Genomic DNA, 24,606 nt, shown 5'->3' on the forward strand with positions numbered 1-24,606 from the left:
CTTAACATAAGACCTTGTAAAGACTATTGATCTATATTCAAAGAAATAATTGGGCACAAAAAAACCCGCCAATACATCAACGGGTTATATTTTATATTTATCTGAGCGACGAATTAACGGCAAGTTAACCGCTCGCTTAAACAGTTGCCTACCACATTAAATCGTCTGGGATTTGGAAGTCTGCATACGGATCATCTTCTTCCTCATCACCTGTATCCGGTGCTTTCTCATTCAGCACGATCGGCCATTCAGGTTCCCGTTGCAGAATTTTTTCCGCTACTTTTGGTGGAATCAGCTCAAAGCGATTTTCAAGCTCTGCAATAGCAAGTCGGCCTTTAGCTAGCTGGTCAGAAATCTTATCGGTAACATTGATCTTTTTAACTTTCTTATCCATCACAAAGTTATGAGCCACTTCACCGGTTATACCTGTCAAACGGTTCATTTCGATCAATTGTTTTACCTGTGCACGAATCGCTTTTTTCTCTTCCTCTGCTTTACGCTTAAGGTTTAACGCCTTGTCACGTTCAGCCTTTTCTTTGCGCTGCTGCTCAGCCCGAAGTTTTACTTCATCTTCTTGACCTGTTTGACGCTTTACCTTCGCTTGCTTCTTTTTATGATTCTCAGCTTGCTTCACTTTTTTACTGTTGGTTAAGCCTGCTCTTAGCAACTGATCCTGTAGGGATTTACTCATAAATCTTCACACTCTTTACACCGGCACACCGGCTGATTGGGTTGCACTTATGCTTTGAAACCAAGTCCAATTAGACGGATATTATCCCTGTTATTGTGAGGATAATCACCCCCCATTTCTTCGACCTTATATATGGGGTCGCCCACTTTAAAGATAGAGCGGTGAGGTCGTCCTCACTTCCTAAAGAATCATGTGTGCATTTGCTGCAGGTACAGATTCTGGCTTAATCAGACTGAATACGTGAAAGCAAAGCCTCTAGAATATCGGCATTCAATTCGCCTCGCTGCAAATCTACCTGCTCACCGGCGGCATTATAAAACAGCGTCGTAGGCAGAGCCATACTCGCAGTGACTTTAGCCACCTGCCCGCCGCTATCCAGTAAGACATTTTCCAGTGTTAGATCGCCATTTTTTAGAAAATCCGTGACGGTTTCACTGTGCTCCCCCTGATTAACAAAGACAAAGCGAATATCAGGATATGCCTTCTGCGCTTTCGCCAGCAAAGGCATCTCGCGAATACAGGGCGGACACCACGTCGCCCAGATATTCACCACCATAGGCTTTCCTTCAGCTATTTGATCTAGCGTCACGGTTTCACCGGCAAGCGTCTTTAACGCTACATCGGGGCGCGCACCGGATTGCTGCTCCATTAAAGCAACCAAAGCCGCCATCACCCCTAACACCAGCACAACAACCAACAAGACCCAAAGCAGAGGCCGTAAAAAGCGTTTCAAAGCATATTCCTCAAAAAATAAGAACGATTAAAAACAACGATTACAACAACCGATATTAGACGAGAAGAATATAGATAAGTACCGACCGGTAAAGTTCCATCCAGAACGACAACGTTCTATCAAGTGCGACGGAGATCATAGCGATATGGATAGAGTAGAGTAAGAGTATTCAGATAGATATTATCGATGCCATCAAGTTTAGGCGTCTTCTTTAGGTAACAGCTCAGGAGGTAATAAGAGTTCAGAAAGAAAAAGAGTTCAGGCAAAAAAAAGCCTCCAATCCTTGGAGGCCCTCTATATATGATAACAGTCCTTTCCGTGGACTCGCTTCCATTGCGCTTTTCTACATTTCCCCGAGAGACTTCATTCTAAATTAAGTCTCTGGGCCGCAACAGACGCGATACTCCCCAAGCTGCGTAAGACATATCCTACAATACTTGAGACTATTTAGGTAAACCGCCAGAGATTCGCTATCTGCCAAAAATCCGTTAGCGGCCCGTTAAAACTAAAACTCATTAAAAAAGCCAACTACAAAGCCAATGCGGTTATTAGTTAAAAACAACGGTTTTATTTTCATGAACAAGCACACGGTCTTCAATATGCCAGCGTAAACCACGGGCGAGCACCGCTTTTTCAACATCTTTGCCTAAACGCACCATATCTTCGGTTGAATGCCGATGACTAACCCGCTGAATATCTTGGTCGATAATCGGGCCTGCATCCAGCTCTGCCGTAACATAGTGACAGGTTGCGCCAATCAGCTTAACACCACGTTCATAGGCTTGATGGTAAGGTTTAGCTCCAGCGAAGGAAGGCAGGAAGCTATGATGGATATTAATCACACGGCCTGCATATTTTTCACAAAGATTAGGCGGTAAAATCTGCATATAACGGGCCAATACCACACAATCCGCATTGGCCTCTTCTACTAGCTGTTCTACTTTATCAAACGATGGCTGCTTATTATTTTTGTCCACGGGCACATAGTGATAAGGAATACCGTGCCACTCCACTAAATCACGAAAATCTTCATGGTTGGAGATCACACAGGGAATATCGCATTTCAACTCGCCGCTTTGCCAGCGATGCAGCAGATCAACCAAGCAATGGGATTCTTTACTCGCCATTAAGACAACGCGTTTATTCTGATCTGAGTCAGAAATAAACCAGTCCATCTCAAACTCGCGGGCGATAGGTGCAAATGCGGTACGGAACTCTTCTAGAGCAAAAGGCAGCGTACTTGCTCGAATCTCATGACGCATAAAAAACCAGTTAGCCATCCGATCAGAGTGATGGCTTGCTTCTGTGATCCAGCCACCGTACATCGCTAAGAAGTTACTCACTTTTGCGACAATACCTACCCGATCCGGGCAGGAAATGACCAATGTATATGTCCGTTCCATATTTGCAAATCAACCCTTTCTTCAGATTCTAAAGCATGCTCAAATGATAACGCTTACTGACGCGTTTATCGCTTTTCAGTTCAAGGCCAAATGGCTTTAACATCGTAAAATTCAGAGCGACGTATTCTACACCTTTCCCTTAAATATGCACTTAAGTCACCGAGCTCAACCTTTGTCATTACGCTTTCTGGCCTAGGTTTCACGCCCCATGGCTCATACAGATAAGACCAGAAAAACAGTCGAAAACGTCCTAGAGCAAAGTAATTAGTCGCAATAAAGGTTTTAATAACGGCAAAACCCGCGCGATAATAGGATAATAGAGAAACAAGCACTGATTATCTGAGTGTTTTTTTGGTGCAAAATAACGACACCTCCACCGCAAATCGCTCCATATTGGTGCAAACACAGTTATAGACGCGGCAACAGAAACAGCTTTAAGATTCTACTTGATTGATAAATAAGGCATTTAATCGAAATGATAAATCTTGAGAATGGCCTAATTTATGCATTATTAAGTAACATACCCCTTACGATAGAGCATCATGGATAGACAAAAGAGAGACCACACAGCTGACTTGGTGGCACCAGAGCATATTAGAAACCTAGGTGTTCACCCTAACCGCATCCAAAAACAAGACGGACGTTTTGTGGGGCAGTTTTCTGGCTATACATTAGCCAGCCATTACCAGCCTATTATCTCACTGACCCATCAGCGAACCGTGGGTTACGAAGCCCTAATGCGCCCCTATCTTAACGGTGAAGCAGAATCACCCTTGGCACTTTTTGGGCGATGCAGAAGCAGCGCGCAAATTAGTCATCTAGACCGTATTAGTCGCGCACTGCATCTAATGAACTTTCGTTTAATCGAGAGTAAACAAGGCTGGTTATTTCTTAATATTCGTGGTGAAGAGATTCGTCAAAGCAATATGGATGCCTCTAGCATACGAAAAACCTTGGCAGATTTCGGCTTTGCACCAGAGCAGATCGTACTAGAGATTTTAGAAGATGCTGTTCATGATGAAATGCTTTTAGCCGAATTTGTTCAAGAGTTTCGTAATGCAGGTTTTTTAGTTGCCATTGATGACTTTGGCACCGGCCAATCCAACTTTGACCGTATTTGGAAGATCAACCCTAATATTGTGAAGTTAGACCGTTCGATGATTCGCAATGCTTACCAACAACCTAGAGCACGTCGTATCTTTCCTCGCCTTGTCAGCCTTCTTAGGGAGACCGAATCCCTTGTTTTGATTGAAGGGGTTGAAAACCTTGATGAAGCCTTAATCACAATGGATACCGAAGCTGATATGGTGCAAGGGTTCTTTTTTGCCCGCCCATCACTTAACGGTAGCGAGCGTGCAGATCTTCCCGTTTATATCAATAAATTGCATACCGAATACACTCAAACTCAACGTAAAGGCCGCCGGGCATTCCATTCTCAATTGGTGACTTTTGAGAGCATGATGACCGCCTGCGCCGACCTTATCCGACTCGACCATAGCTTTGAAGAAAGTAGCAAGATGCTATTAGAACAACCGGGCTGTCGTCGCATATTTTTACTGAATGAAGACGGCTATCAGATCAGTCGTACTATTGCCCCATCTCATACCGAGGTCGATACCCGCTATCACCCACTTAAAAAGGCTCAAGGGGCTAATTGGGCTCGTAGAAAGTATTTTCAGCGGGCCATGGAATCTCCTAATCGTGTGTATATTTCACGACCTTACCTTGCCTTGCCTGATGCCAGTATTGATGTGACTTTTTCTATGGCATTCAATCAAAACAATACGACATGTGTACTCTGCTGCGATGTGGACTCACGTTATATTGATGCTGCGGGCAATCTACTGCAACAGGGGCAAATGATTAGCCCGCCAACGAGCTAACCCGTCACGACAGAACAATAGCGTGATAGCGCAATAACAGAATAGAGCGATTATTACAGCACTTAAGCTACACTTAAAAAGCATCAAATCAAACGATTATATCTCGGCATAATAGACCATTTACGATCTAGTTTTTTGCTCTACTCCGCACGTCAAATCAAGCTGTTAAGCGCCCTAAATATGCGGTGTTCAGGACAAACAACCAAATGTCATTTTTTTGCAAGAAAATGTCGCCTTGCCATTAGCAATTCTTATCCACTGCGTTAGAATGCCGCCAATTAAACTAAAGTTTAATCCAGTCTTTTCCCTACGCACTAAAGGAAGTTGCCATGAGTATGGAAAACAACTTCGAAACCCTAAGTAAGATGGGTATCGAGAATGTTCATGATATTGAAAAATTTACCTCTCGCACCGAAGGCGAGCATGACATTCTGAAAATCTATTTCCAGCGCCACCACGGTGATTGGTTTGCTAAAAGCAAAAAATTCAAATTTCCTCGCGTTCACAAAGACCGTCGTGTTAACGAAGGTTTAGTGACATACCGTCCAACCACAGAGCCATCAGCGATCTATCTAAATGCCGTTGAAGAGCTTGAGAAATTGGTAGCGACGGAGAAAAATACCGTGGATAAAAAAGCGCTACTGTTGGAAGAAATTGACCATCTAGAAAAAGTGGTACAGCGTAAAATCATCGATATTCGCCGTCAAATCGAAGAGCTATAGCATTTCGAAAAACTATAGCACCACACGCTCATCCCCATAAAAAAACGGAGCCTCTCATGAGACTCCGTTTTTTTATATCAATTTAGTCATTACTCGCAGACCAAACACATCCGTTTGTAATCAAGGGTTACAGCATGACCCAACTGGCAAAGCCAATCAGTAAAATCATCATCACATTTAATAGCGCACCAGCTTTCATCATCTGCCTTTGCGGTACATAGCCCGAGCCAAACACAATGGCATTTGGCGGTGTAGCAACCGGCAGCATAAAGGCGCAAGATGCAGAAATAGCAATCACCGCGGCCAACACCACTGGCGACAACCCCATGGCTTGAGCGATCGAGACAAAGATCGGCACCAGAAGCGCACTACTGGCGGTGTTACTGGCAATTTCTGTCAACATCACCACAAAGGCCGTAATCACCAGCATAAAGATAATTAAAGGCGAGCCATCTAAAAAGGAGCTAATAGACTCCGCTAGAAAGACACTACTACCGGTTGTTTTAAGAACTGCAGATAATGTTAACCCACCACCAAACAGCAGTAGCACCCCCCAGTCTGCGGACTGTTCAATATCCTTCCAGTTCACCAGTTTTAAGGCACAAAGCAGCACAATAGCAAGTAATGCCACCATGGCATCAAAGCCTTTATTAATCCCCACAAACTGAGACACCGGCTTACTGAACAGCCATAGAGAAACCGTTAGCACAAACACGCCAAGAGTCATCCATTGAGTTTTACCCATAGGCCTGTGAGTCGTCTCCATATCAAACTGACGGGAAAGGTCTGGGCGAAAAGCGATCCAGAGCAACATCAGCATAACAGGGAACATCACCAAAACCGCAGGAATACCAATCTTCATCCACTAGACAAAACTGATACCAACCGCTGCAGCGGCAATGGCATTTGGTGGGCTACCCACCAAAGTACCAATACCACCGATATTGGCGGAGTAAGCCACCCCTAACAGCACAAACCAGTAAGTATTACGGTTCTGCTCATAGGGCAAACGGCTAAGCATCCCTAAGGCCAGCGGCAACATCATAGCCGTCGTCGCAGTATTAGAGATCCACATAGAGACAAAAGCTGCCGTGACAAAGAGTAAAATACTCGCCACAAGCATTTTTCCCCGGGCGGCCCGAATCACAATGCCTGCGATTCGTTCATCTAATCTTTGCTTATGCAGTGCCGATGCCAGTGCGAAACCACCCAAGAATAGGAAGATAATCGGATTGGCAAAATTCTTCATCGCCTCAGCAACAGAGAATACACCAAGCACCACCGCCAAAATCGGCACCAAAAGAGCGGTAACCGTAATATGAAACGTCTCTGTCATCCATAACAGCGCCACCGAGGTCAAAATAGCAAGACCTATACGTAGTTGAAGATCTAAATCCGTGCCGTAAAAAATCCCTAACCCTGCCAAAATTGACAGTAAAAAAGTGATATAAGTGCGCTGCACACTGAGCTCTCCAAATGATGAACTGAAATATTTTGGCATTCTACCAAAGTTTAAGACAGAAAAAGAATCGGAAGTGCAATCCGCTGATCTTAAACAAATAAGTTAACAACTTAGACGGTCAATATCACCTTCGTCAGCGCACGACGGTACATTATCCAAGCAGACCATCCTGCCAGTAGGTTACCGATTAAGACACCGATAAAAATCCCCTTTAATCCGGCCAGTTCTGACCCAATCCAAAGGCAAGGTAAAAAGAAAGCAAACAATCGCAAAGCGGAAATAGTGAGCGCGGTATAGGATTTTCCCAAAGCATTAGACACGGACACCATCAACATACAAATACCTAACGAGCCAAGACTGATCGGCACCAGCATAAGATGCCAATTTAAAATCTCAGAAACCGCTGGCTCGCTGGTCATTAAATGGGAAAGCGGGGTTGAAGCAAAGAATGTGACCACAGCGACCAGTAACTGAAAGCTTAGAATAAAACGGCAAGCGATCGAAACCAAGGAACGAATATCGTCTATTCTTTTCGCCCCTAATAAGCGCCCAATCATGGGAGGCATCGACATGGTAAGCGCCAATACAGCCACAATCGAAAAAAATTCAAACCGAGACCCCAACGCCCACGATGCCACCGCCGCGGTGCCAAAGCCCGCAATTAGCTTAGTCGCTAACATCGATGATACTGGTGGTAGCAATTGGCTGACCATCGCTGGCCCCATAATATGACCAATATCTGCCAGACTTTTACCAACCTTTAAATCTTGCCAGTCAATCGTGACCCAGTGCTTGCGCGCCACTTTTGGCGCAACGATTAAAAGGCCTAAACTAAATGACACCGTTGTTGCCAAAGCAGCGCCATTCAAACCCAATTCAAAGGTGAAGATAAAAAGAGGGTCTAATAACAAATTTAAAAGACTGGTAAAAATCATCATAATACCGGGTAACAAGGTATTCCCATTAGCACGACAGATGCTGAAGTAAAAATAGATGAGCGCCCCAGTCCAAGCACTAAGCAGCCAATAGGGCCAGTAGGTATCAATAATAGGATAAACACTATCCGGAGCGCCCAGCAAACCTAAAATAGAACCTCGTAACAGCCAAATAAGCCCACCAAAGAAAGCGATACCCAGACAGCCCATCATTAAGATTAAGCCGCCTAACTGCTTCCCATAGCGAATATTATTAGCCCCTAACGCTCGGGAAATAATCGCAGTTGTCGCAATACCCAACCCCACCTGCAAACCGATAATGATCATCTGAATCGGCATGGTAAAGCCCTGTACCGCCAATGGCAAAATACCTAACTGACCAATAAAAGCACTATCGACCAGCTGGAAGCTCATCAAAGACAACACACCAAATAGCATCGGCCATGTTGTAGAGAAAAGTTGTTTTGCTAAAGAAGATGACAAAGATACTTGGGAGGACATAAACGTGCTCATGGAAAATTGAGCGGGTATTCTAACGCAGTTTCATGTGGGTCAGATGAAAATCTGGCGCTTAAAAATAATCATGTCTTTATTTGTTTATCTACCAATAAAAAGCCCCGATATTGTCGAGGCTATTTATACTCGCCTATGCCTCAGTGTTGCCATCATTAGGTCTAAACTGTGATTGAAGCCCTAGCAAGAAATTACGGAGGATTTGATCTTTACACTCACGGTAATGCTTGTTGTCTGGCTTACGGAAAAATGAGCTTAATTCATGTTTACTTAAAGTGAAATCTACGCGCTGTAGGATATCAACAATATCTTCCGCTTTTAAGTTAAGCGCAATACGCAATTTCTGAAAGACCATATTATTGTTCAGGCTTTTTTCTGGTGCCGCTGGTTCACCGTCACGCTTACCACGCTTGAGATTAATAAAGCCGTTCAGAAACAAGGCAAGATCGGCATCCTTCAGTGTGATGAAATTTTTATCTTCATCTTTTTTCAACCAAGCGATCACCTGTGCGTCGGTTACGATGGCATCTGCCAAAGCAAAGATTTCAACCACGGTACTGTCTTTTAAATCGAAGGTGTAGCGTAAACGGCGCAAAACATCATTATTGGTCAAAATAGATCCTAGTCTTAGGTAAACCCAGAACAATCCACGCGATTGCTGGAGGGAGCTAATTTTAGCAGAATAAGCTCCACAGCCCTACCTTATTGCTGTAATGCCCCGTTAAGGCGATGCTATTTGAATTTAATCGAAGACCTATGTGAATTCTGAAAGAAAATGAGTAAGATTCATTTGTCATGATTATTTAAGATCGATTCAAAGAAGAGGTTTACCGTGTCCAAAATTGCCACTGCCAGACGCTCCCGCACGATCACCACCGAAGAAGTGCTATTGATTCTTTGCCATTCTGTGACTGAAGTATTAGGCAATACGGGGAATGATCAAGTCAACTACTCGCCAATGGTACAGAAGATCAATAAAACCTGTTTGCGACCAGACATCGGTTGTTTTGTACTCTTTGATGGTGGTTTTTCCGGCTTAGTCATCATCAATTTCACCGCAGACTCTGCGATGGAAATTTACCGTAAATATCTATTAAGTATGGGAATGCCTGAGAATGAGCTAGCGCAGTTCCATACCGCAGATGAAGTAAGCAATGTCATGGGCGAAATTATGAACCAGATTGTGGGTGATTTTACCAACAAGGTTCGTCATCAGCTAAAAACATCCATCACCCAAAGTCAGCCAAAAATGATGGCGATGAATAAGCAAGTACAAATATCGGTCAACACCACGCTGGATCAACCTCAGTCTCGCCGAGTTACTTTTAACACCGAAGATAATAATATTTTCTATCTTGAGCTATCGATGGATAAAACCGAATTTATCAAGTTGCACGACTTTGATGAAACCGCGCTGGAAAATCCAGATGATATTTTTGATAACAACACCAACACCCCCAAAACACGCCGTGATGACAGCGCCGGTGGCATAAAACCAAATACCGAGCATGATGATTTAATGAGTGATCTAGGGATCTAGCTTGCCGCTATTTCTTAGCGTTTATTTTGAATAAAAAATCCTATCAAAGCCCATCAAATAAAAATGGATGGGCTACTCTTTTTCTTTTACCCTTGGTTCTTTTACCTCTAAGCTCTAAACCTCATTCGCTTTGCGATAGCGTCCTTGATAATCAAAGATTCGATCCTGCACCTGCCAATAGTATTTTTGTTTGCGGGCGATAACAAAATCCGGTGCACTCAGCAGACTTTGTTTCTGCATCACCTCGTCTATCTTGCTAAAGGTTTCTGGTGTCTGCCCTTTCCCTAAACGCCGACCAAAGAGGCGATTAAATACCGCCCGCTGGGTGGGTTTTGCAAAGTCAAAGGACTCTTTCAGCTCTTCGCCATCTTCACCGTGGTAGGTAATTTTCAGTTTATGGCCTGTTTTTTCTGGGTGAGCAGGTTTGTCTGTGTGAATGCTTAAGGTCATTCCAGCACAGCGAATCACCATGGCATCTTTTAGTTTCAGGGCGTCTTTTAGCTTATCATCTGGATCGATAATCGCAGCCCGGCATTGATGGCAGTTACGGGCGGCAATATCATTTTCCGCGCCACAATGGGGACACTCTTTAAAACGAAAGCGATAATCACACTGTACCGGACGCTGCTTTTTAGTGGAGTCACTGCTGTTCAAGTCTTTATCGAAATCTAGCGTATCCTCATCTAAAAGCCCCTGACAGCGACGGCCGAAGTGTTCAACAATCTGACCTTGGCTATCTTTTTTGCCCCAAAAAATATTGGCAAAACCGCAACCCGGACAAAATACCTGCACCGGCTCGCTATCTGGATTGGGTTTCGTTTCACCCACTTCAGGGTGATACAGATTGACGTTATTACCGGCATAATCGATCACTAAACAATCGGTTTTACCTTCATCCAATCGTAGGCCTCGACCCACAATTTGTTGATACAAACTCACCGACTGGGTAGGGCGTAAAATAGCGATAAAATCCACGTGAGGCGCATCAAAGCCCGTGGTCAACACTGAGACATTGACCAGATATTTCAGCTCGCACTGTTTAAAGCGCTGAATCAGAGAGTCTCGCGTTTTAAGCTCCGTCGCTCCAGTAATCAGCGCCGTTTGAGATTGAGGAAGGTAGCTGGTGATCTCTTTCGCATGATCCACCGTGGCGGCAAAAATCATCACCGCTTTACGCGTTATCGCCAGTTCTGTCACCTGTTCGATAATGGCGCGAGTCACCCGCTGATGCTTATTAAGCAGCTGGTTGACCTCTTTCTCTGCGTACTCGCCAAAATTATTCTGTGCTAGCACAGAAAAGTCGTACTGCGCCACGGCAGCATCCACCAGATCCGGCTTGGTGAGAAAGCCTCGATTGATCATATAGCTCAGGGGTAGCTCATAGATGCAATGCTGAAAAGGCTTGTCCTTCTCCTCGCTAGAGCCTCGGACAAAACCATGATGGTGATAACGGTAGATCCACCCCATCCCCAGCCGATAGGGCGTGGCCGTCAGTCCCAGAACCTTAAGATTATCGTTCTGCTGTCGTAGCTGCTCAATAATTCGCTGATACTGGCTGGTGTCCTCACCGCTGACCCGATGACACTCATCGATGATGACCAGAGAGTATTCGTGCTGAAACTGATCCAGATTGGCAGACACCGACTGCACACTGGCAAAGGTCACCTGATGTTGATACTCCTTCCGCTTTAATCCTGCGGAAAAGATACCACCCGTTAAGCCATAGCTCTGGTATTTAGCATGGTTTTGCTCCACCAGCTCTTTAACGTGGGTTAGCACCAAAATCTTACGCCGCGCAAGACGCGCCAGCTCCGCAATTACCAAGCTTTTACCGGCACCGGTGGGTAGCACAATAACCGCAGAATCATCGGATTTTCGGAAGTGTTTTAACGTCGCATCAACGGCTTCCTGCTGATATGGGCGCAGGGTGAAAGGCATGGTCATAGCGGGCGTAATATCGGGTGAAGAATGAGAAACGGATGGTAGCAAAAATCGGAGAGAAAGGCCGTACAAAACTGAATATCTATACAGCCTTTTAACAAAATAGGGCAAAGAAAGTGTCAATCAACCTGATACCGTAGCAAAACTTGATTGTCGAGCACCACATTGCTTGACCAGATAAATTCTGCTCCAGCACCTGCAAATTTTTCTCTGAAGTTCATATAGGCCTTTTTATTTTCAACGCCAATATCATCTTCAGTATATGTTATCGCTTGAGGCCAATGACTATAGTCAAATAGCTTTTTTTCCCAATTTTCAGGCAAAGGCCAATGAACCGCATAAGCGCTTGCGCCATCATCGGTACCACCCGCAAAACAAGTCGATGAATCTCTAATCTGATCCTGCTCTTTTAAACAGCTTAAATCATAAATCGGCGAGGTATAAAACGTTTGAGCAAGCCATTCACTATTTGTAACCGTGCCATCACTAAAGCTTGCGATAAACCCACCGTCTCCCGCATGATACTTTTTACCGCGATTATTCTCAGATCCAAGACCTAGGTTTTCTTCCCAATCAACAAGTTTAACCGCAATATTATATGGCTTCTTCACTTTAAATTTTACAAGACTAGAATTAAAAGGCGTGAATGGAACCGCATCAACACCTACAAGTTTGCCATTGATATACAGCTCAAAATAGTTATCAGCAAACAGATAACCTATAACAACTTCACCGTCAGCATCAATCTCTATAGCAGGAATAGCGTCGATATCAATCTGTGATAAATCGCTAGGCGTAACGCCTGAACATTCGTTAAAAAGATCCGGTGCATGATTTGCAGACAAAAACTGATTAGCCGAGGGAACCGTCCATTTATTTGAATGTGCATCAACCTGCAGACCTACAGCTGCAACCCTTGACCTTCCCCCATGACAGGTAAATAAACTAGGATTAGCAACCGTTGCAGCCCCTTGAGTAACAACCCCTGTTCCCTTATAACCTGTCATACTATTTGAAACAACTTGGGAATTAACCTGAGTACACCCTAAAAGTGTAAAAACCATTGTTACAAATATTAATTTTTTCATATCACATCCTTATTTTATCTTAGTCGCTCTGTACGTTTTACCATCGTAGTAATCTTTTGCTATCCAGCAATTTATTTTCTGGCGCATTCTACAATCATTTATCACAAATAGCACAAAGCACAACAATCCTTTTATTATCAGATAGTTATGAAGAATCAGCCTCAAGCATTACATTATATTTTTTCAGTAGCTTCTGTTCTTTTTTTCCTTTCATTGATACTCGTCCCTCATTCCAAATTCTGATCAACTGCTCTCTTTTTTCCGTCGGAATTTTTACTGAGAAGATAGGCATTTCAACTAATCGTTTTTCTAAGCCTGGACGCACTACTTTTAATGAATCGCTCAAGTGTAGTCGGTTTAAAGCATGTTGAAGCACTAGGTCGCTGTCAGCATAGAGATCAACCCTATGCTCTTTAATCATATGAAAGGCTCGGTCAACCACATCATCGTAACCGGCAATCGTCTCAATGAAATTCGCGTTTTTTACATCGTCAATATAGCCCTGATAATCCAGACTCATTGAACTGTAATCCCAACCTAAACCGGTTGCGATGCGCTTGCCTTTGATCGACTCAATCCCTTGATATCGCCATGGATCGTCTCGCCTAACTACAAAGGCTGACGTGTATTCAAAAGAGGGTTCGGCGGCATAAACAAAGCCTTTTTCCGCATTATGCGAGAATAGGTATTCCGGCAACATATCACACACGCCTTCGGCCACCAGATCCAGCCCTCTTGCCAAAGGGACTTCGTAGTATTCCAGCCTGTAACCCTGCGCTGTGTATATTTGCTCTATCATATCAATAACGACACCACGGCCCGTTGACTGCTCTGTGGGGAAAATCGTCATGGGTGGCCATTGGTCGTAGCAGACTCTTAAAAGACCAGACTGGCTATTTAACCTATTAGCTTGGCCTGCACCGGTGATGCTAACACCTGTCAGCATAAGCACGATCAAGAGCCCCAGCGGCTGAGGCCTTAGCAATTTTCTGGCTATTTTATTTTTCGACACGATCCCGGCCTTTATTTTTGGCACCGTATAGTTTCACATCAGTACGCTTAAATATATCAGCCATGGAATAATCGTCCCTGCAAGATAACTCAACACCAAGGCTTACGGTATAGGAAACCGTTTTTCCCTCAATCGTCAGAGAAGATCGACTGATTTCACTGCATATTTTATTGGCCAAGGAAAAAGCATCATCCAGCCCTGTATCTGGCAGGAATATCCCAAACTCTTCTCCGCCTATTCGACCGAAGAGATCTGTCTTTCTCAGGAATGACTGAACCGTCTGAGTAAAATGAATCAACACCTGATCACCAACAGAATGACCATAAGTATCGTTAATCACTTTAAAATAATCTAAATCCATCAGAATAAAAGTGGCAGGTGAATTTTGCCTTAAGGCGCAATCCAGTAGATGTTGCGCCTCACTGAAAAAGCTACCGCGATTTAATATGTCGGTTAATGAATCTTTTCTTGCCAAATTCCGGAGTTTTTCATTGGATATCTGCAGTGCTTCAGTGCGCTGTGCAACGGCATCCTCTAACCAGTGACGTTTAGCCTGCTCATCATCTAATAGCAGCTTTCGATCCTTTTCAAGAACGGACAACATCTTATTGATGTGCGTTTGCAGTTCACTAAGCTCATTATTTTCAACATTAGAAAGCTGAATACGTTTACCGACATTTTGCCCCCATTGCACCTCATCCACCTGAATCATCAGTTCTTTTAAGGGAACCGCCAAATAACGATCAAACGCCCAGATAAACAAACCAAAAAAAATCGTCAGCTTTATGATGGCAGTAATGGCGATCAGAGCAAAACCAAACAAAACCCGATCTAAAACCACTTGAGAAGATGAGTAAAGTGTCAACGAACCAAGGTATATTTTTTGCTCGTTAAGCATCCAAGATAAATCAGACTGTGTATCAAACATGGCCAAAGGCGCAGAAGAGGATAGATAGGCGCGTTTAGATATTAAGATTTCACCGTGAGTATTGATAATATCAACACCCTCGATAATGGGAATTTTAAGCAACCCCGCAGCAAGAACATCCACCTGACTATGATCATATTGCCAAAGACTGCTCGCAACGGGATCACGAACGGTTTCTTCTAGCTGCTTTAGCTCTTTTGAGATGGCATCCTGCGTTTTTAAGTACTCCGTCAAAAGTTGAAGACTTGTGATCAGACACGTTACAACTAGGTAGATGGAAAAAACCACGCGCATCATTTTTTGGGATAAATTATTTGTATGAAGAAAATTTGCCAACATTTAATGCAGCCTTATCCCAATCCAAAATATCAGGTTACTCGTAGATAAGGTGCTTTACAAGCATACCTTCACTTGCTATTTCAAGCTGATAAAGCTTGCCTAGAAAGATCTACTCAAGACAACAAAATCTCACTTGCGCAATTATGCTTTTATTAATATTATAGCCGCCGACTTACCTACCTGCTGAGACGGTTGAAGAAAATGAAGATTGGTATTTTGCTGTGCGGGGATGTACCTGCAGAACTCGTTGACACCTTTGGTAACTATACCGAGTGCCTGAAAACACAGCTCAGGCTGGATGAGTGCGACTCCGTATCGGTCTGGGATCTTTATCAGGCCGGTGAATTGCCGAATGATATCAACCAATGTGATGCTTATATCGTGGGCGGCAGCCCGTCAGGCGTCCATGATGGTCTTGACTGGGTATATCGCCTGTCTCAATTTATTCGCAACGCCTTTTACGGCAGGAAGAAATTATTTGGCATCTGCTTCGGCCACCAAGTCATCAATCATGCTTTGGGTGGTGCCGTAAAGCGATCTGAAAAAGGCTGGGGACTGGGGGTTTATGGTGTACAGCTTCAGCAGGATATAGGCGCTCTGAAAGCAGGCCATAACCTGCAGCTTATTGCGGTTCACCAGGACCAGGTGGTCAAACCCGGTCAAGGCTTTGAGGTAGTTGCCGGCAACCGTTTCTGCCCCAACTACATCACCCGATATAAAGACCAGGTTCTCACCGTACAGGGACACCCAGAGTTCAGTGGCCTGTTTTTCAACGCCTTGCTAAAGCAGCGGACAAACAAATTCAGTCCCGAAGAGATCAAAAGCGCACAGGTCACGGATGACAGCTCGATCTGCAGCCACAGGTTCAATCGCGTTGTAAATGAGTTCCTGGCACAACCACATAGGGGAGATTAGCCATCACCCCTCTTTCAGTATCTGTTTATAACGCCCTGCAAACCCTTTTTTCAGCCAATCCATTAACGCACTGACCCGGTTAAGCTTATAGCGCAGCGGCGGACATACTAAATACACCGGTGTTGATGCTGCCCACGCAGGCAAAACCTCCACAAGTCGTCCATGATCAAGATCCGCCTGCACATAAACATCCGCCAAACGAGTCACCCCTAAGCCCGCTATAGCGGCATGGCGCATGACGCGGCCACTGATCACTTTTATGCCACCTTCTGCACGAATAGTTTGTTTATCATCGCCATTAGAAAATACCCACTGATCAACACTGCCATAGACCAAAGGTAAACCAACTAAATCGTCGGGGTGCTTTATCTCCTTATTGGCTTGCAGAAATTCGGGACTTGCCACATAGCGTGTCCTGATCGTACCAAGCTTACGGACAACCAGGGTGGAATCGGGCATCTGCCCCAGCCGCACCACAAGGTCATAGTGTTGATCAATCAGATCAACCTGTACGCTGGAGAAATCCAGATGAACTTCGATATTTGGATGCTGTTTCTGAAACTCAATCACCAATGGCGCAATAAGCTGCTCACCCAGTAAACCTCCCACAGCGTTCATTCGGATAACGCCTTTTAATTCATCCGTTGACTGACTGGCCCAGGAAGATGCCAGTGCAACCTCCTGCAGAGCGCGGCGAGTTTTACGGTAATACACCTCACCGATCTCCGTAAGTCGTAACTGTCGGGTGGTGCGGTAAAAGAGTTGTACGCCGAGTCGGGACTCCAGCTCAGTAACCTGCTGGCTTAAATTGGCTTTTGAATAGCCCGCCGCCTCTGCCGCTGCGGTAAAGGAGCCAAACTCCGCCACATGATTAAACGCAATAATACCGCGCCAATAAATATCGTTCATAAATACCAAACAATGTTTTCATATTAGTTGTATATATCATCATAATCGTCTTGTTCACAATACGTCCAGAGTTATAACGATACCGGCAATTCCGCTCGGACTCTCAATACTGGAGCAGTGAACATGAAAAAATCCCTAGTAGTTATCACAGGTGCCAGCTCAGGCATTGGTGCCGCCCTAGCAAAACGCTTCTCAGAAGAGGGACATCCGCTGCTATTGGTCGCCCGCCGCCTTAACAACATTGAAGCCCTTAACCTTCCTGATACTCTGTGCCGGAAAGTTGATGTGACCGATCGAGCCGCCTTTGACGCAGCGATCAAAGACGCGGAAGCACAGTACGGCCCCGTGGATTGCCTGATCAATAATGCCGGTGTGATGTTACTGGGACAGATCGAGTCACAGGACCCTGACGAGTGGCGAAAAATGTTTGATGTTAACGTCCTCGCCCTGATGAATGGCATGCAAGCCGTACTGGAGAATATGAAAGCCCGTCACTCCGGCACCATCATTAATATCAGCTCGGTTGCGGGTAAAAAATCCTTTGCCAATCATGCCGCGTACTGCGGCACTAAATTTGCCGTATCCGCAATCACCGAAAATGTACGCGAAGAAGTGGCGGATTTAGGTGTACGGGTGATGGCGATCTGCCCAGGTGCGGTAGAAACAGAGCTACTGGAACACACAACATCCCAGGAGATTATCGACGGTTATGAAGCCTGGAAAACATCGATGGGCGGTGTTCTAGTACCAGATGATATCGCCCGAACTGCCGTATTTATGTATACCCAGCCACAGGGGGTTAACATCCGTGATCTGGTGATCACCGCAACACGTCAGCAGCCTTAAAGCAGGTTTAGCATATAACTAAACGTTGGGCCTCAACATCATTCCCACACCTCCGTGGGAATGATATTTTAGCTACCCCTTCTGCTCCGTAGCATATGCGATATGATCCTCAACACACGGTAGCTTGACCGGAATACGACTCAACTCCTGCTGAATCATAAACATCAGCTGACCTCGGGCATCAGATTGCAGAAAGTCATCCAAACTATCCCCACGATCAAATACCAATGTAATCTTCAGCGTCTCCGGAAAGCGCCGGTAATCAGCCTCGTGGGTCAGCCACTGAAAACCGTTAAATTCTTTCATAAAATCTTCGCAGATATCCGTCAGCAAGAGACGAATCCGGTTATCGGTTTTCTTATCCGTTTTACGCATGGTCATCACCTCTCAGAGAAATAAAGTGCGGTGTCGTAGTAGCCAGTAATTATTTTTCAGAATCCGTAAACCAAGGTAATCGCAAACTCGGTATTGGTTCGTTCCGTATTAACAGGAACATCATTGGTGTAATCCCAGCTGTAATTGATTTTCATCGCTAAGCTGCCATTAATTTGGCTTTTCAGGCCGGTGTCTGAACTCCAAGTCGTTTTATGCGAGTCTGTGTTAACGGATAATCGTTGATGCAGTCCCACACCATCCCGAATTTTCCAGAAATACTTCCCCATGATACGCAGTACGGTTTCCTCTTCAACGCCACTGCCGTCATCCAATTTATCGTAGCGATAACCTGGGCCTATCTCTACGTCAAAATAGCGATAACCTTCATTGATCAGCCTATAACCGTAACCAACAGACAGCAGAACCTGATAATCGTAGCCACTGAAGCGGTCAGATTCATAGGAGAACGTCGTCGCGAGGTATTGATGGGGCGTGAAGTTCCGATCAAGATCCAGCGTTCCTTTGTAACGCTCCTTAGAGGTAACATCGTCTTCTTCACTGGTCAGAGCGGTCAAACGCAGCCCGTAATCCCATACGGCGGCCTTGCGCTGCACATTGAGCTTGGCATTAATACTCGAAGTATCCGTATTACCTGCCGTATTAATAAAACCCAGTTCTGCGGCACCACTCCATTGCGGAATAACGGGTTTGGAGTCTTCTGCCTGAAGGTTTCCGGTAAAAATCATGGTCGAGACCAGGATGGATTGTCGTAACATTAACACTCGTTCCTGACTTTTCAGCCGTGTCAGTGGGTTGATCATTGTTCCTGATTAAAGCAATAAAAGCCGCAGCAAAGAGCCTATAAAGCATCCATTGGCGGAAGGTTATAATAGACTTGGTATTTTTAACAGTAACGGAGGGTAAAAGTTCACTTAATCTATTGATTTTTATAAGATATTTATTTTAGCGATGTTCTAGACGGGAAGCATGAAAGGGTGGATTTAATGGCCTTGTATACGCCCAGCATAGGCATGAACTAATGAGGTGAAAGTCTTCTGCAGGAAGATCACCACACTTAACGAAATGACTAGGGTAAGACTGCGAGGTTTTGTCTGGAGGAAGACGGATGCAAAACTGCGAGCTGATGAAACACCCTGTGCGGAGCTGCATGCAGGGTGTTGCGGGGCTGAGGGCTAGAAACCCTCGGCTACCCTATTAGACATCTTTTATTGCACTGTAAAATTATATTCAACGTCTTCAACACCTTTAATTGAAGCAATTGCAGTATAATTGCCAACAGATAAACCATTGCCATCAGATTTAGATTGATCCCAAAAATAACTATTTGATTTTTCTTCTCCGGCTGGAATTTCATAAGTTGACACAGCCTGTGTAAAAGCAAGACCTTCAGATTGTCGCCACTCTTCGTTTCTTTCTTCAGACATAACAATAAAATCAAATTCCTGACCGGTCGGGGTAGTAATTTCAAACACAGAGTCAGAATTATTTTTCATTACCACATAAAATTCAATATTTTCTCCTTGAGTAAAAGTATCAGATACTTGAGAAAAACTATCACGAAGTTCAAATTTAACGTCTAGTTCGTTTGAAGTATCTGAATCATTACACCCAGCAAGAGCTATGGCTAATAATATAAAAAGTGACTTACTAAAAGCTTTCATTAAAAATTTCCCTTTTTTGGCGTGATTCCAGTGGACTAACGAGGTTATAGAAAAACTATTACCTAAAATATTCCCATGCCAATATAGGCATGAATGTTTCGCCGACTCCAATAGTCCGACAAAAATTAAGGAAAGCGTTTGATAAGAAAGGAAAAATCCATTTTCTGACCTAGTTGCTTCCTTGCTAAACGCGCATATGTGTTATCCCGCCCTTTATCTCAAGAGCAGCCGTGCGCCTGTGCTCTTAAAAACACCTGCGCTCTTAAAAATAAGAGCAGGCACGATTTCCATAATGCACTAACTTCACAGCCTATCCGATTCTCTTAATTAGGTAAACCGGAACTAATTCGGGACACCCATAATTTTCTCCAGGTATATTAACCCGTTAACCCACTCCGCCGGCTCTACCTGAAAATAGCCTACAGCTTTCTGAAGCTGTCCTAGCGCACAACAGCGTAGTGCCTCATTCTGATACATCGTCGTAGGAGAATCCCCAGACAAACGCAAACCTCTGCCCGATTTTTGTGAGAAAAGCGCGTCAAAAAATACTAAACTTTTCGACACGCTATAAATAACGCTTAAGGCAACGCAACCGCTACGCCCTGTACCTAGCGGCAACCTTTACGCTGCCGGCATACTTACCGCATTTTGCTGAAACCTTCATGCAAAGACCTTGCGCACTATTACGGTGCCCGAACGATACACCGCAAGCACTATATTAGTGCAAATTCGGCTGTTTCTTTTGCTAAAACATAGGTAATGCACTGTTTTAAAAAGCATTATCTTTTTATAGTGCGTTTCTTGCATAAACCTTAATGAATTGATTCAAATCAAATAATAATATCATTCAAGACTTCCAAGTTCTTTGATCCACACCCGATGGAGATTGCCGATGAAACAACTAGTCAGCCATAAAATGAACCTATCTGCAGCAGAAAAACGCTGGCTGCCAGTTTTTGGCAGTAATGGTAAATTGCAATTAGGCTGGTCTTGCTTCTTGAATCGTCAGCTTTATCCAGTGATTGAGCAGATTTTTGAAGGCATCGCTTCTACTCGTGTAGAAATCTTGCAGCAATGGGCCACTAGCCACTGGCAGCATTTAGATGAGCTCGCTGCTCAGTGTGCGGAGGCGGACTCCTCTCAATGGTCAGATTTACTGCTCAGACGAAAAGATCAGGTTAGTGATTTTTCTGAGCTTTTTATCGTTGATTGTGAAGGCCAGCTTTTAACCTCCACTCATACCGCGCGTAAAGGCCAGATGCATAGCGGTAAATTGTTAACCAAGGCGTTACAAGAAGGTTTAAAAAAGCCTTTTCTTCATGGCCCTTATGCCGACCCAGTAACTCTGGAGCTGGGTGCTTCTACATCCAGTTTTCATGATGCCGTCACCCTGATGTTTTATCAGCCTTTAATGCAGAAGGGCAAAGTGGTGGGCTGTATTGCTGGCCGGGTTCCCAACGATGTGATTGGTGATTTGATTCAGCGGGAGGCCGGTCACGTTTATCCTGAATCTGGTGATAATTATGTTTTTATGGTTAAGGCCGGATTTGATACCAATGTACAGTCGGGTACGGCTTTATCCCGCTCTCGCTTTGAAGACAGCACCTTTTCTCATGGTGAAAACCTAAAACAGGGCATTCACACCGAGTGGGGTACAGTGAGTGTTAAGAATCATACCGAGCTGGAGCTAAGATTTACTGATCCCGCAACAGGTGAGTTGCACCCTGGGGTACGGGAAACCATTAAGAATGGCAGCAACCTCTTCATTACTTACCCAGGTTATTCCGATTACCGCCATATTCCGGTTATTGGCAAAGGTGTCACTTTTCAATTGCCTGGTTCACCGGATCGCTGGGGCATGATGTGTGAAGGTGACTTAGAAGAAGTGTATCGCCGCCGCTCAATCAGTGTCAGCCTGATGAAGACCTATCTGTTGACGGTCATCACGCTAATGGTAACCACCACCCTGTTACAGCACTTTTCACCTTTTGGTTTACTGCCAACTTTAATGTTGAATGGATTAATGCTGGCTGTTTCTGCCTGGATTTTTGCCAATACAGGCCCTAAACGTGTCGCAGAACGTTTACGCAAAACCACTCAGATCATCCGCACCATTGCAGAAGGCGAGGGTAATCTGAAACAACGCCTGAATACTGAAAACATGGCACAAGATGAAAGTGGCAGCATGGGACGCTGGATTAACAGTTTTATGGACAGTCTGGATGGCATTATGGGGCAAGTGATTCATACGACAGGTGCAGTGAAAAGCAATAACGAAACGATGCTGACCCGTACCCATGAGGCCAGTCAAACCAGTCGAGAAGTGAATGAGGTTGTCGGTAAAATGCTGACCCTGGTTGAAGACCAGCTGGGTGAGATCAACCAAGCCTCACAAACTGCACAAACCATGAAACAAGCGATGGATGATGTGGTTGATAATGCCCGCGAACAGTTTGAGACAGCACGTACAGGCACGCTAAGCATTCGTAAGGTCGTTGATACCACGGCGGCACGGGTACAGAAGCTTGATAGCCGGATGAAAGAAATCGGCGATATTGTTTCCATGATCACCGATATCACCAGCCAGACCAACTTGCTAGCACTAAATGCAGCGATTGAAGCCGCCCGTGCCGGAGAAGCAGGCCGTGGATTTGCCGTGGTTGCAGATGAAGTCCGCTCACTGGCCAGCCGCACCGCTGAAGCCGCATCAGAAATTCAGGCTACTGTATCCAGCCTGCAGGATGAAACCCGTGCTGCGGTAAACTTTATGGAAGAAGGTGTAAAAGAAGTGGATCAGCGCCTTAAAGATGCTGAGTCTGCCAGCTCTGAAAATACAGAACTTCACCAGGCCGTTAGCCAAATGTTTAGCATCATTACGCAACTGCATGAACGCAGTCACTTTTACGGCTCATCCATCAGACAAGTCGAAGTCGCATCCAGCGAAATGAGTCAGGTTATGGACGAATTACAAGACAGCGCCCATCAGGTGAAACACTCTACCCAGACCCTGCAGCAACTAGTCGGACGCTTCACGGTCAGCGCAAATAGGTAAACCGTACAGATCAGGCGGCTGATTTTATTGGAGATTGGTGATTTATTAAAATATGGGTGTCCCGGTTTTTTTCCGGGTGTCCCATATTTCCGTGAAAGGCTAGAAATCCTCGACTACCCGATTAGCTGAACAAATTTTGCTATTACTCATAATGCGTCCACATACGCAGAACTTTTATGACTTTTTGCTCTTCATAAACTTGGTAAACAATCCGATGCTGGATATTAATACGTCGTGAAATTGCACCAGATAAATCACCAACCAATCTTTCAAATGGTGGTGGGGTTTGAAGCGGATTCTCTTCGAGAACTTGCAGCAAATACTTTGCTTTACTCTTGAGACCTGAGGAAGCAAGTTTCTTTGCATCTTTTTGAGCTTGCTTGGTATATACGAGTTCCCAACTCACCAATCAAGCTCCTTAGAACAATTTTCAATAGGCTCTGCCATTCCTTGTTTAATGCTTTCTCTCATACCCGGAACAGCTAGAAGATAAAGGGTTTCTTGAATCGATTCCCAGTCTTCACTGGAGACTAATACAGCACTATTTCTTTTGCCTGAAATAGTTATTGGTTGGTGAGTCTCTGAAGTTTGATCTAAAAGCCTATACAAATTTGCCCTAGCTTCACTTGCCGTAAGAATATTCATTTTTATTCTCCTGAACAGAAAGCAATATCGTACGTCTAAACGTACGGAACAGCAATATTATATTTTTACAACTAACGATCCTGTAGAAAAACCTGCTTCTAACCCGCTTTTCCCGCCCACAGCTCGTTTTCTGTTGTTTATTTTCGATTGCCGGTTTTTATCAGCCATCGTTTGTTTATTCTATATTTCCGGCCTTTTTAGAAACAAGCTCGTTTTAGGTTAGCTAAATTATGGGTGTCCTAACGGAGATAAGAGATAACGAAGATGATCTATAAGCAGATCACGGCAAAACTCTCATTGCCGGATGAGTAAAAAGGGTATAAATTTTACTCATGGTGATATTTGAGTTTGACGAGAACAAAAGCCAGTCCAATCTCGAAAAACACGGGATTGATATCCATACCGCGCAGGGTTTACGGAACGACTCAGATTTGCTCGAAATTCCAGCCAATACCAGTGACAAGCCAAGATTTCTAGTGATAGCAATGCTTAACGGCAAACACTGGTCTGGCGTTATTACCTATCGGGGTGATCACATCCGCATCCGGTCAGGCGTTCCCGAAAAGCGGAGGTACACCTCTATGAAAGCACATGAATTTGATGCCAAATTTGAAAGTGACGACGACATTCTGGGTGACCTGGATCTGTCGCAGGCCAAGCGCCCTATGCAGAAGCAAAAACGGGTGAATGTTGATTTCCCGGCTTGGATGCTGGAGTCACTGGATAAAGAAGCCAGCCGGGTCGGTGTTACCCGTCAGTCGATTATTAAAATCTGGCTGGCTGAAAGACTGGAAACCGTCGCCCATCATCATAAGTCCCAGTAGTTTTCAAGATAGTTGCCCTCTATCGCCATTCCCGTGTTTCTGTGGGAGTGGCGTCTTTCCCTACTGGATAGACCATCAAGGTCAACTATTAGCTATATCCCGCGAGATGAAACAAGCCGTTTATGGGTGACACAGAACGATGAACACCCTCACTGGAAACCGTCGCCC

22 protein-coding genes and 1 pseudogene are annotated in these 24,606 nt (G+C 44.6%); 7 read left to right on the plus strand and 16 right to left on the minus strand.

The genetic code is table 11. From position 1 onward, the window contains the following. Nucleotides 1-148: 148 nt before the first annotated feature. From G517_RS0110050 to purU, 3 genes are all read right to left on the minus strand, one after another. The gene (locus tag G517_RS0110050) at nucleotides 149-691 is read right to left on the minus strand and encodes a DUF2058 domain-containing protein (protein ID WP_028304309.1); all 543 of its coding nucleotides are present in this window, start codon (nucleotides 689-691) and stop codon (nucleotides 149-151) included. A gap of 223 nt (nucleotides 692-914) precedes the next feature. Continuing rightward, entirely contained in the window at nucleotides 915-1,424 is a 510-nt protein-coding gene (locus tag G517_RS18620) for a TlpA family protein disulfide reductase (RefSeq protein WP_051206279.1), read from the minus strand. A 548-nt stretch (nucleotides 1,425-1,972) separates the two neighbouring features. Continuing rightward, complete coding sequence (gene purU / locus G517_RS0110060; protein WP_028304310.1) at nucleotides 1,973-2,827, minus strand: formyltetrahydrofolate deformylase; 855 nt, start codon at nucleotides 2,825-2,827, stop codon at nucleotides 1,973-1,975. Nucleotides 2,828-3,369: 542 nt separating this feature from the next. On the opposite strand from purU, the gene G517_RS18625 reads away from it, so the two are divergent. Continuing rightward, a complete protein-coding gene (locus G517_RS18625) occupies nucleotides 3,370-4,710 on the plus strand; it encodes a sensor domain-containing phosphodiesterase (protein ID WP_051206280.1) in 1,341 nt (446 codons plus the stop codon). Nucleotides 4,711-5,039: 329 nt separating this feature from the next. Then, nucleotides 5,040-5,432: a DUF3461 family protein gene (locus G517_RS0110070; RefSeq protein ID WP_028304311.1), complete on the plus strand. Its 393-nt coding sequence runs from the start codon at nucleotides 5,040-5,042 to the stop codon at nucleotides 5,430-5,432. Between the two features lie 127 nt (nucleotides 5,433-5,559). Here the strand turns inward: G517_RS0110070 and G517_RS21075 are convergent. The 3 genes and pseudogenes from G517_RS21075 to G517_RS0110085 all read right to left on the minus strand — a co-directional run bounded on the left by G517_RS21075 (nucleotide 5,560) and on the right by G517_RS0110085 (nucleotide 8,955). Further along, nucleotides 5,560-6,933, minus strand: a pseudogene (locus tag G517_RS21075) (DASS family sodium-coupled anion symporter). Nucleotides 6,934-7,004: 71 nt separating this feature from the next. Beyond that, nucleotides 7,005-8,330: an MATE family efflux transporter gene (locus G517_RS0110080; protein WP_028304312.1), complete on the minus strand. Its 1,326-nt coding sequence runs from the start codon at nucleotides 8,328-8,330 to the stop codon at nucleotides 7,005-7,007. Between the two features lie 145 nt (nucleotides 8,331-8,475). Then, the gene (locus G517_RS0110085; protein ID WP_028304313.1) at nucleotides 8,476-8,955 is read right to left on the minus strand and encodes a YehS family protein; all 480 of its coding nucleotides are present in this window, start codon (nucleotides 8,953-8,955) and stop codon (nucleotides 8,476-8,478) included. Between the two features lie 219 nt (nucleotides 8,956-9,174). Here G517_RS0110085 and G517_RS0110090 point away from each other — a divergent pair, with 219 nt between their 5' ends. After that, entirely contained in the window at nucleotides 9,175-9,882 is a 708-nt protein-coding gene (locus tag G517_RS0110090; RefSeq protein WP_028304314.1) for a DUF3334 family protein, read from the plus strand. 114 nt (nucleotides 9,883-9,996) lie between these two features. Here G517_RS0110090 and radD read toward each other — a convergent pair whose 3' ends face one another. The 4 genes from radD to G517_RS0110110 form a co-directional block, all read right to left on the minus strand. Continuing rightward, on the minus strand, nucleotides 9,997-11,826 hold the full coding sequence (gene radD, locus G517_RS0110095; RefSeq protein ID WP_028304315.1) for a DNA repair helicase RadD: 1,830 nt from the start codon (nucleotides 11,824-11,826) through the stop codon (nucleotides 9,997-9,999). A 116-nt stretch (nucleotides 11,827-11,942) separates the two neighbouring features. Then, the gene (locus G517_RS0110100) at nucleotides 11,943-12,911 is read right to left on the minus strand and encodes a hypothetical protein (protein WP_028304316.1); all 969 of its coding nucleotides are present in this window, start codon (nucleotides 12,909-12,911) and stop codon (nucleotides 11,943-11,945) included. Nucleotides 12,912-13,056: 145 nt separating this feature from the next. Further along, nucleotides 13,057-13,857, minus strand: coding sequence for a substrate-binding periplasmic protein (locus G517_RS0110105; RefSeq protein ID WP_084632157.1), 801 nt, complete (start codon nucleotides 13,855-13,857; stop codon nucleotides 13,057-13,059). Between the two features lie 52 nt (nucleotides 13,858-13,909). Beyond that, entirely contained in the window at nucleotides 13,910-15,190 is a 1,281-nt protein-coding gene (locus tag G517_RS0110110; RefSeq protein WP_028304318.1) for a GGDEF domain-containing protein, read from the minus strand. 201 nt (nucleotides 15,191-15,391) lie between these two features. Here G517_RS0110110 and G517_RS18635 point away from each other — a divergent pair, with 201 nt between their 5' ends. After that, the gene (locus G517_RS18635; RefSeq protein ID WP_051206281.1) at nucleotides 15,392-16,105 is read left to right on the plus strand and encodes a type 1 glutamine amidotransferase; all 714 of its coding nucleotides are present in this window, start codon (nucleotides 15,392-15,394) and stop codon (nucleotides 16,103-16,105) included. A gap of 3 nt (nucleotides 16,106-16,108) precedes the next feature. On the opposite strand, the gene G517_RS0110120 is transcribed toward G517_RS18635, so the two are convergent. Further along, the gene (locus tag G517_RS0110120; RefSeq protein WP_028304319.1) at nucleotides 16,109-17,014 is read right to left on the minus strand and encodes a LysR family transcriptional regulator; all 906 of its coding nucleotides are present in this window, start codon (nucleotides 17,012-17,014) and stop codon (nucleotides 16,109-16,111) included. A gap of 123 nt (nucleotides 17,015-17,137) precedes the next feature. On the opposite strand from G517_RS0110120, the gene G517_RS0110125 reads away from it, so the two are divergent. Continuing rightward, nucleotides 17,138-17,860 carry an SDR family oxidoreductase gene (locus G517_RS0110125; RefSeq protein ID WP_028304320.1) on the plus strand — a complete coding sequence of 241 codons (723 nt, stop codon included), beginning with the start codon at nucleotides 17,138-17,140 and terminating at the stop codon, nucleotides 17,858-17,860. 72 nt (nucleotides 17,861-17,932) lie between these two features. Here G517_RS0110125 and G517_RS18640 read toward each other — a convergent pair whose 3' ends face one another. The 3 genes from G517_RS18640 to G517_RS0110140 all read right to left on the minus strand — a co-directional run bounded on the left by G517_RS18640 (nucleotide 17,933) and on the right by G517_RS0110140 (nucleotide 19,917). After that, complete coding sequence (locus G517_RS18640; RefSeq protein WP_051206282.1) at nucleotides 17,933-18,235, minus strand: hypothetical protein; 303 nt, start codon at nucleotides 18,233-18,235, stop codon at nucleotides 17,933-17,935. A 56-nt stretch (nucleotides 18,236-18,291) separates the two neighbouring features. Beyond that, entirely contained in the window at nucleotides 18,292-19,011 is a 720-nt protein-coding gene (locus G517_RS0110135) for a DUF481 domain-containing protein (protein ID WP_028304321.1), read from the minus strand. Nucleotides 19,012-19,461: 450 nt separating this feature from the next. Then, nucleotides 19,462-19,917, minus strand: coding sequence for a BsuPI-related putative proteinase inhibitor (locus tag G517_RS0110140; protein ID WP_028304322.1), 456 nt, complete (start codon nucleotides 19,915-19,917; stop codon nucleotides 19,462-19,464). An 892-nt stretch (nucleotides 19,918-20,809) separates the two neighbouring features. Between G517_RS0110140 and G517_RS0110145 the strand changes: the two genes are divergently transcribed. Beyond that, nucleotides 20,810-22,969: a methyl-accepting chemotaxis protein gene (locus G517_RS0110145; protein ID WP_028304323.1), complete on the plus strand. Its 2,160-nt coding sequence runs from the start codon at nucleotides 20,810-20,812 to the stop codon at nucleotides 22,967-22,969. A gap of 142 nt (nucleotides 22,970-23,111) precedes the next feature. On the opposite strand, the gene G517_RS0110150 is transcribed toward G517_RS0110145, so the two are convergent. Then, entirely contained in the window at nucleotides 23,112-23,375 is a 264-nt protein-coding gene (locus G517_RS0110150; RefSeq protein WP_028304324.1) for a Txe/YoeB family addiction module toxin, read from the minus strand. Beyond that, nucleotides 23,372-23,614, minus strand: coding sequence for a type II toxin-antitoxin system Phd/YefM family antitoxin (locus tag G517_RS0110155; RefSeq protein ID WP_028304325.1), 243 nt, complete (start codon nucleotides 23,612-23,614; stop codon nucleotides 23,372-23,374). The genes G517_RS0110150 and G517_RS0110155 overlap by 4 nt, the downstream gene beginning before the upstream one ends. Nucleotides 23,615-23,946: 332 nt before the next feature. On the opposite strand from G517_RS0110155, the gene brnA reads away from it, so the two are divergent. Then, complete coding sequence (brnA, locus tag G517_RS20920) at nucleotides 23,947-24,438, plus strand: type II toxin-antitoxin system BrnA family antitoxin (protein ID WP_211224281.1); 492 nt, start codon at nucleotides 23,947-23,949, stop codon at nucleotides 24,436-24,438. The last annotated feature ends 168 nt before the right edge of the window (nucleotides 24,439-24,606 follow it).

The organism is Oceanospirillum maris DSM 6286, from assembly GCF_000422865.1.
In the GTDB taxonomy this organism is placed as follows: domain Bacteria; phylum Pseudomonadota; class Gammaproteobacteria; order Pseudomonadales; family Halomonadaceae; genus Oceanospirillum; species Oceanospirillum maris.

What these genes read in the sequence shown, in the direction of transcription:
- G517_RS0110050 (WP_028304309.1), bottom strand. Translation starts at nt 691, where the DNA reads ATGAGTAAATCCCTACAGGATCAGTTGCTAAGAGCAGGCTTAACCAAC.
- purU (WP_028304310.1), bottom strand. Translation starts at nt 2,827, where the DNA reads ATGGAACGGACATATACATTGGTCATTTCCTGCCCGGATCGGGTAGGT.
- G517_RS18625 (WP_051206280.1), top strand. Translation starts at nt 3,370, where the DNA reads ATGGATAGACAAAAGAGAGACCACACAGCTGACTTGGTGGCACCAGAG.
- G517_RS0110070 (WP_028304311.1), top strand. Translation starts at nt 5,040, where the DNA reads ATGAGTATGGAAAACAACTTCGAAACCCTAAGTAAGATGGGTATCGAG.
- G517_RS0110080 (WP_028304312.1), bottom strand. Translation starts at nt 8,330, where the DNA reads ATGTCCTCCCAAGTATCTTTGTCATCTTCTTTAGCAAAACAACTTTTC.
- radD (WP_028304315.1), bottom strand. Translation starts at nt 11,826, where the DNA reads ATGACCATGCCTTTCACCCTGCGCCCATATCAGCAGGAAGCCGTTGAT.
- G517_RS0110100 (WP_028304316.1), bottom strand. Translation starts at nt 12,911, where the DNA reads ATGAAAAAATTAATATTTGTAACAATGGTTTTTACACTTTTAGGGTGT.
- G517_RS0110105 (WP_084632157.1), bottom strand. Translation starts at nt 13,857, where the DNA reads ATGCTGACAGGTGTTAGCATCACCGGTGCAGGCCAAGCTAATAGGTTA.
- G517_RS0110110 (WP_028304318.1), bottom strand. Translation starts at nt 15,190, where the DNA reads ATGTTGGCAAATTTTCTTCATACAAATAATTTATCCCAAAAAATGATG.
- G517_RS18635 (WP_051206281.1), top strand. Translation starts at nt 15,392, where the DNA reads ATGAAGATTGGTATTTTGCTGTGCGGGGATGTACCTGCAGAACTCGTT.
- G517_RS0110120 (WP_028304319.1), bottom strand. Translation starts at nt 17,014, where the DNA reads ATGAACGATATTTATTGGCGCGGTATTATTGCGTTTAATCATGTGGCG.
- G517_RS0110125 (WP_028304320.1), top strand. Translation starts at nt 17,138, where the DNA reads ATGAAAAAATCCCTAGTAGTTATCACAGGTGCCAGCTCAGGCATTGGT.
- G517_RS18640 (WP_051206282.1), bottom strand. Translation starts at nt 18,235, where the DNA reads ATGCGTAAAACGGATAAGAAAACCGATAACCGGATTCGTCTCTTGCTG.
- G517_RS0110135 (WP_028304321.1), bottom strand. Translation starts at nt 19,011, where the DNA reads ATGTTACGACAATCCATCCTGGTCTCGACCATGATTTTTACCGGAAAC.
- G517_RS0110140 (WP_028304322.1), bottom strand. Translation starts at nt 19,917, where the DNA reads ATGAAAGCTTTTAGTAAGTCACTTTTTATATTATTAGCCATAGCTCTT.
- G517_RS0110145 (WP_028304323.1), top strand. Translation starts at nt 20,810, where the DNA reads ATGAAACAACTAGTCAGCCATAAAATGAACCTATCTGCAGCAGAAAAA.
- G517_RS0110155 (WP_028304325.1), bottom strand. Translation starts at nt 23,614, where the DNA reads ATGAATATTCTTACGGCAAGTGAAGCTAGGGCAAATTTGTATAGGCTT.
- brnA (WP_211224281.1), top strand. Translation starts at nt 23,947, where the DNA reads ATGGTGATATTTGAGTTTGACGAGAACAAAAGCCAGTCCAATCTCGAA.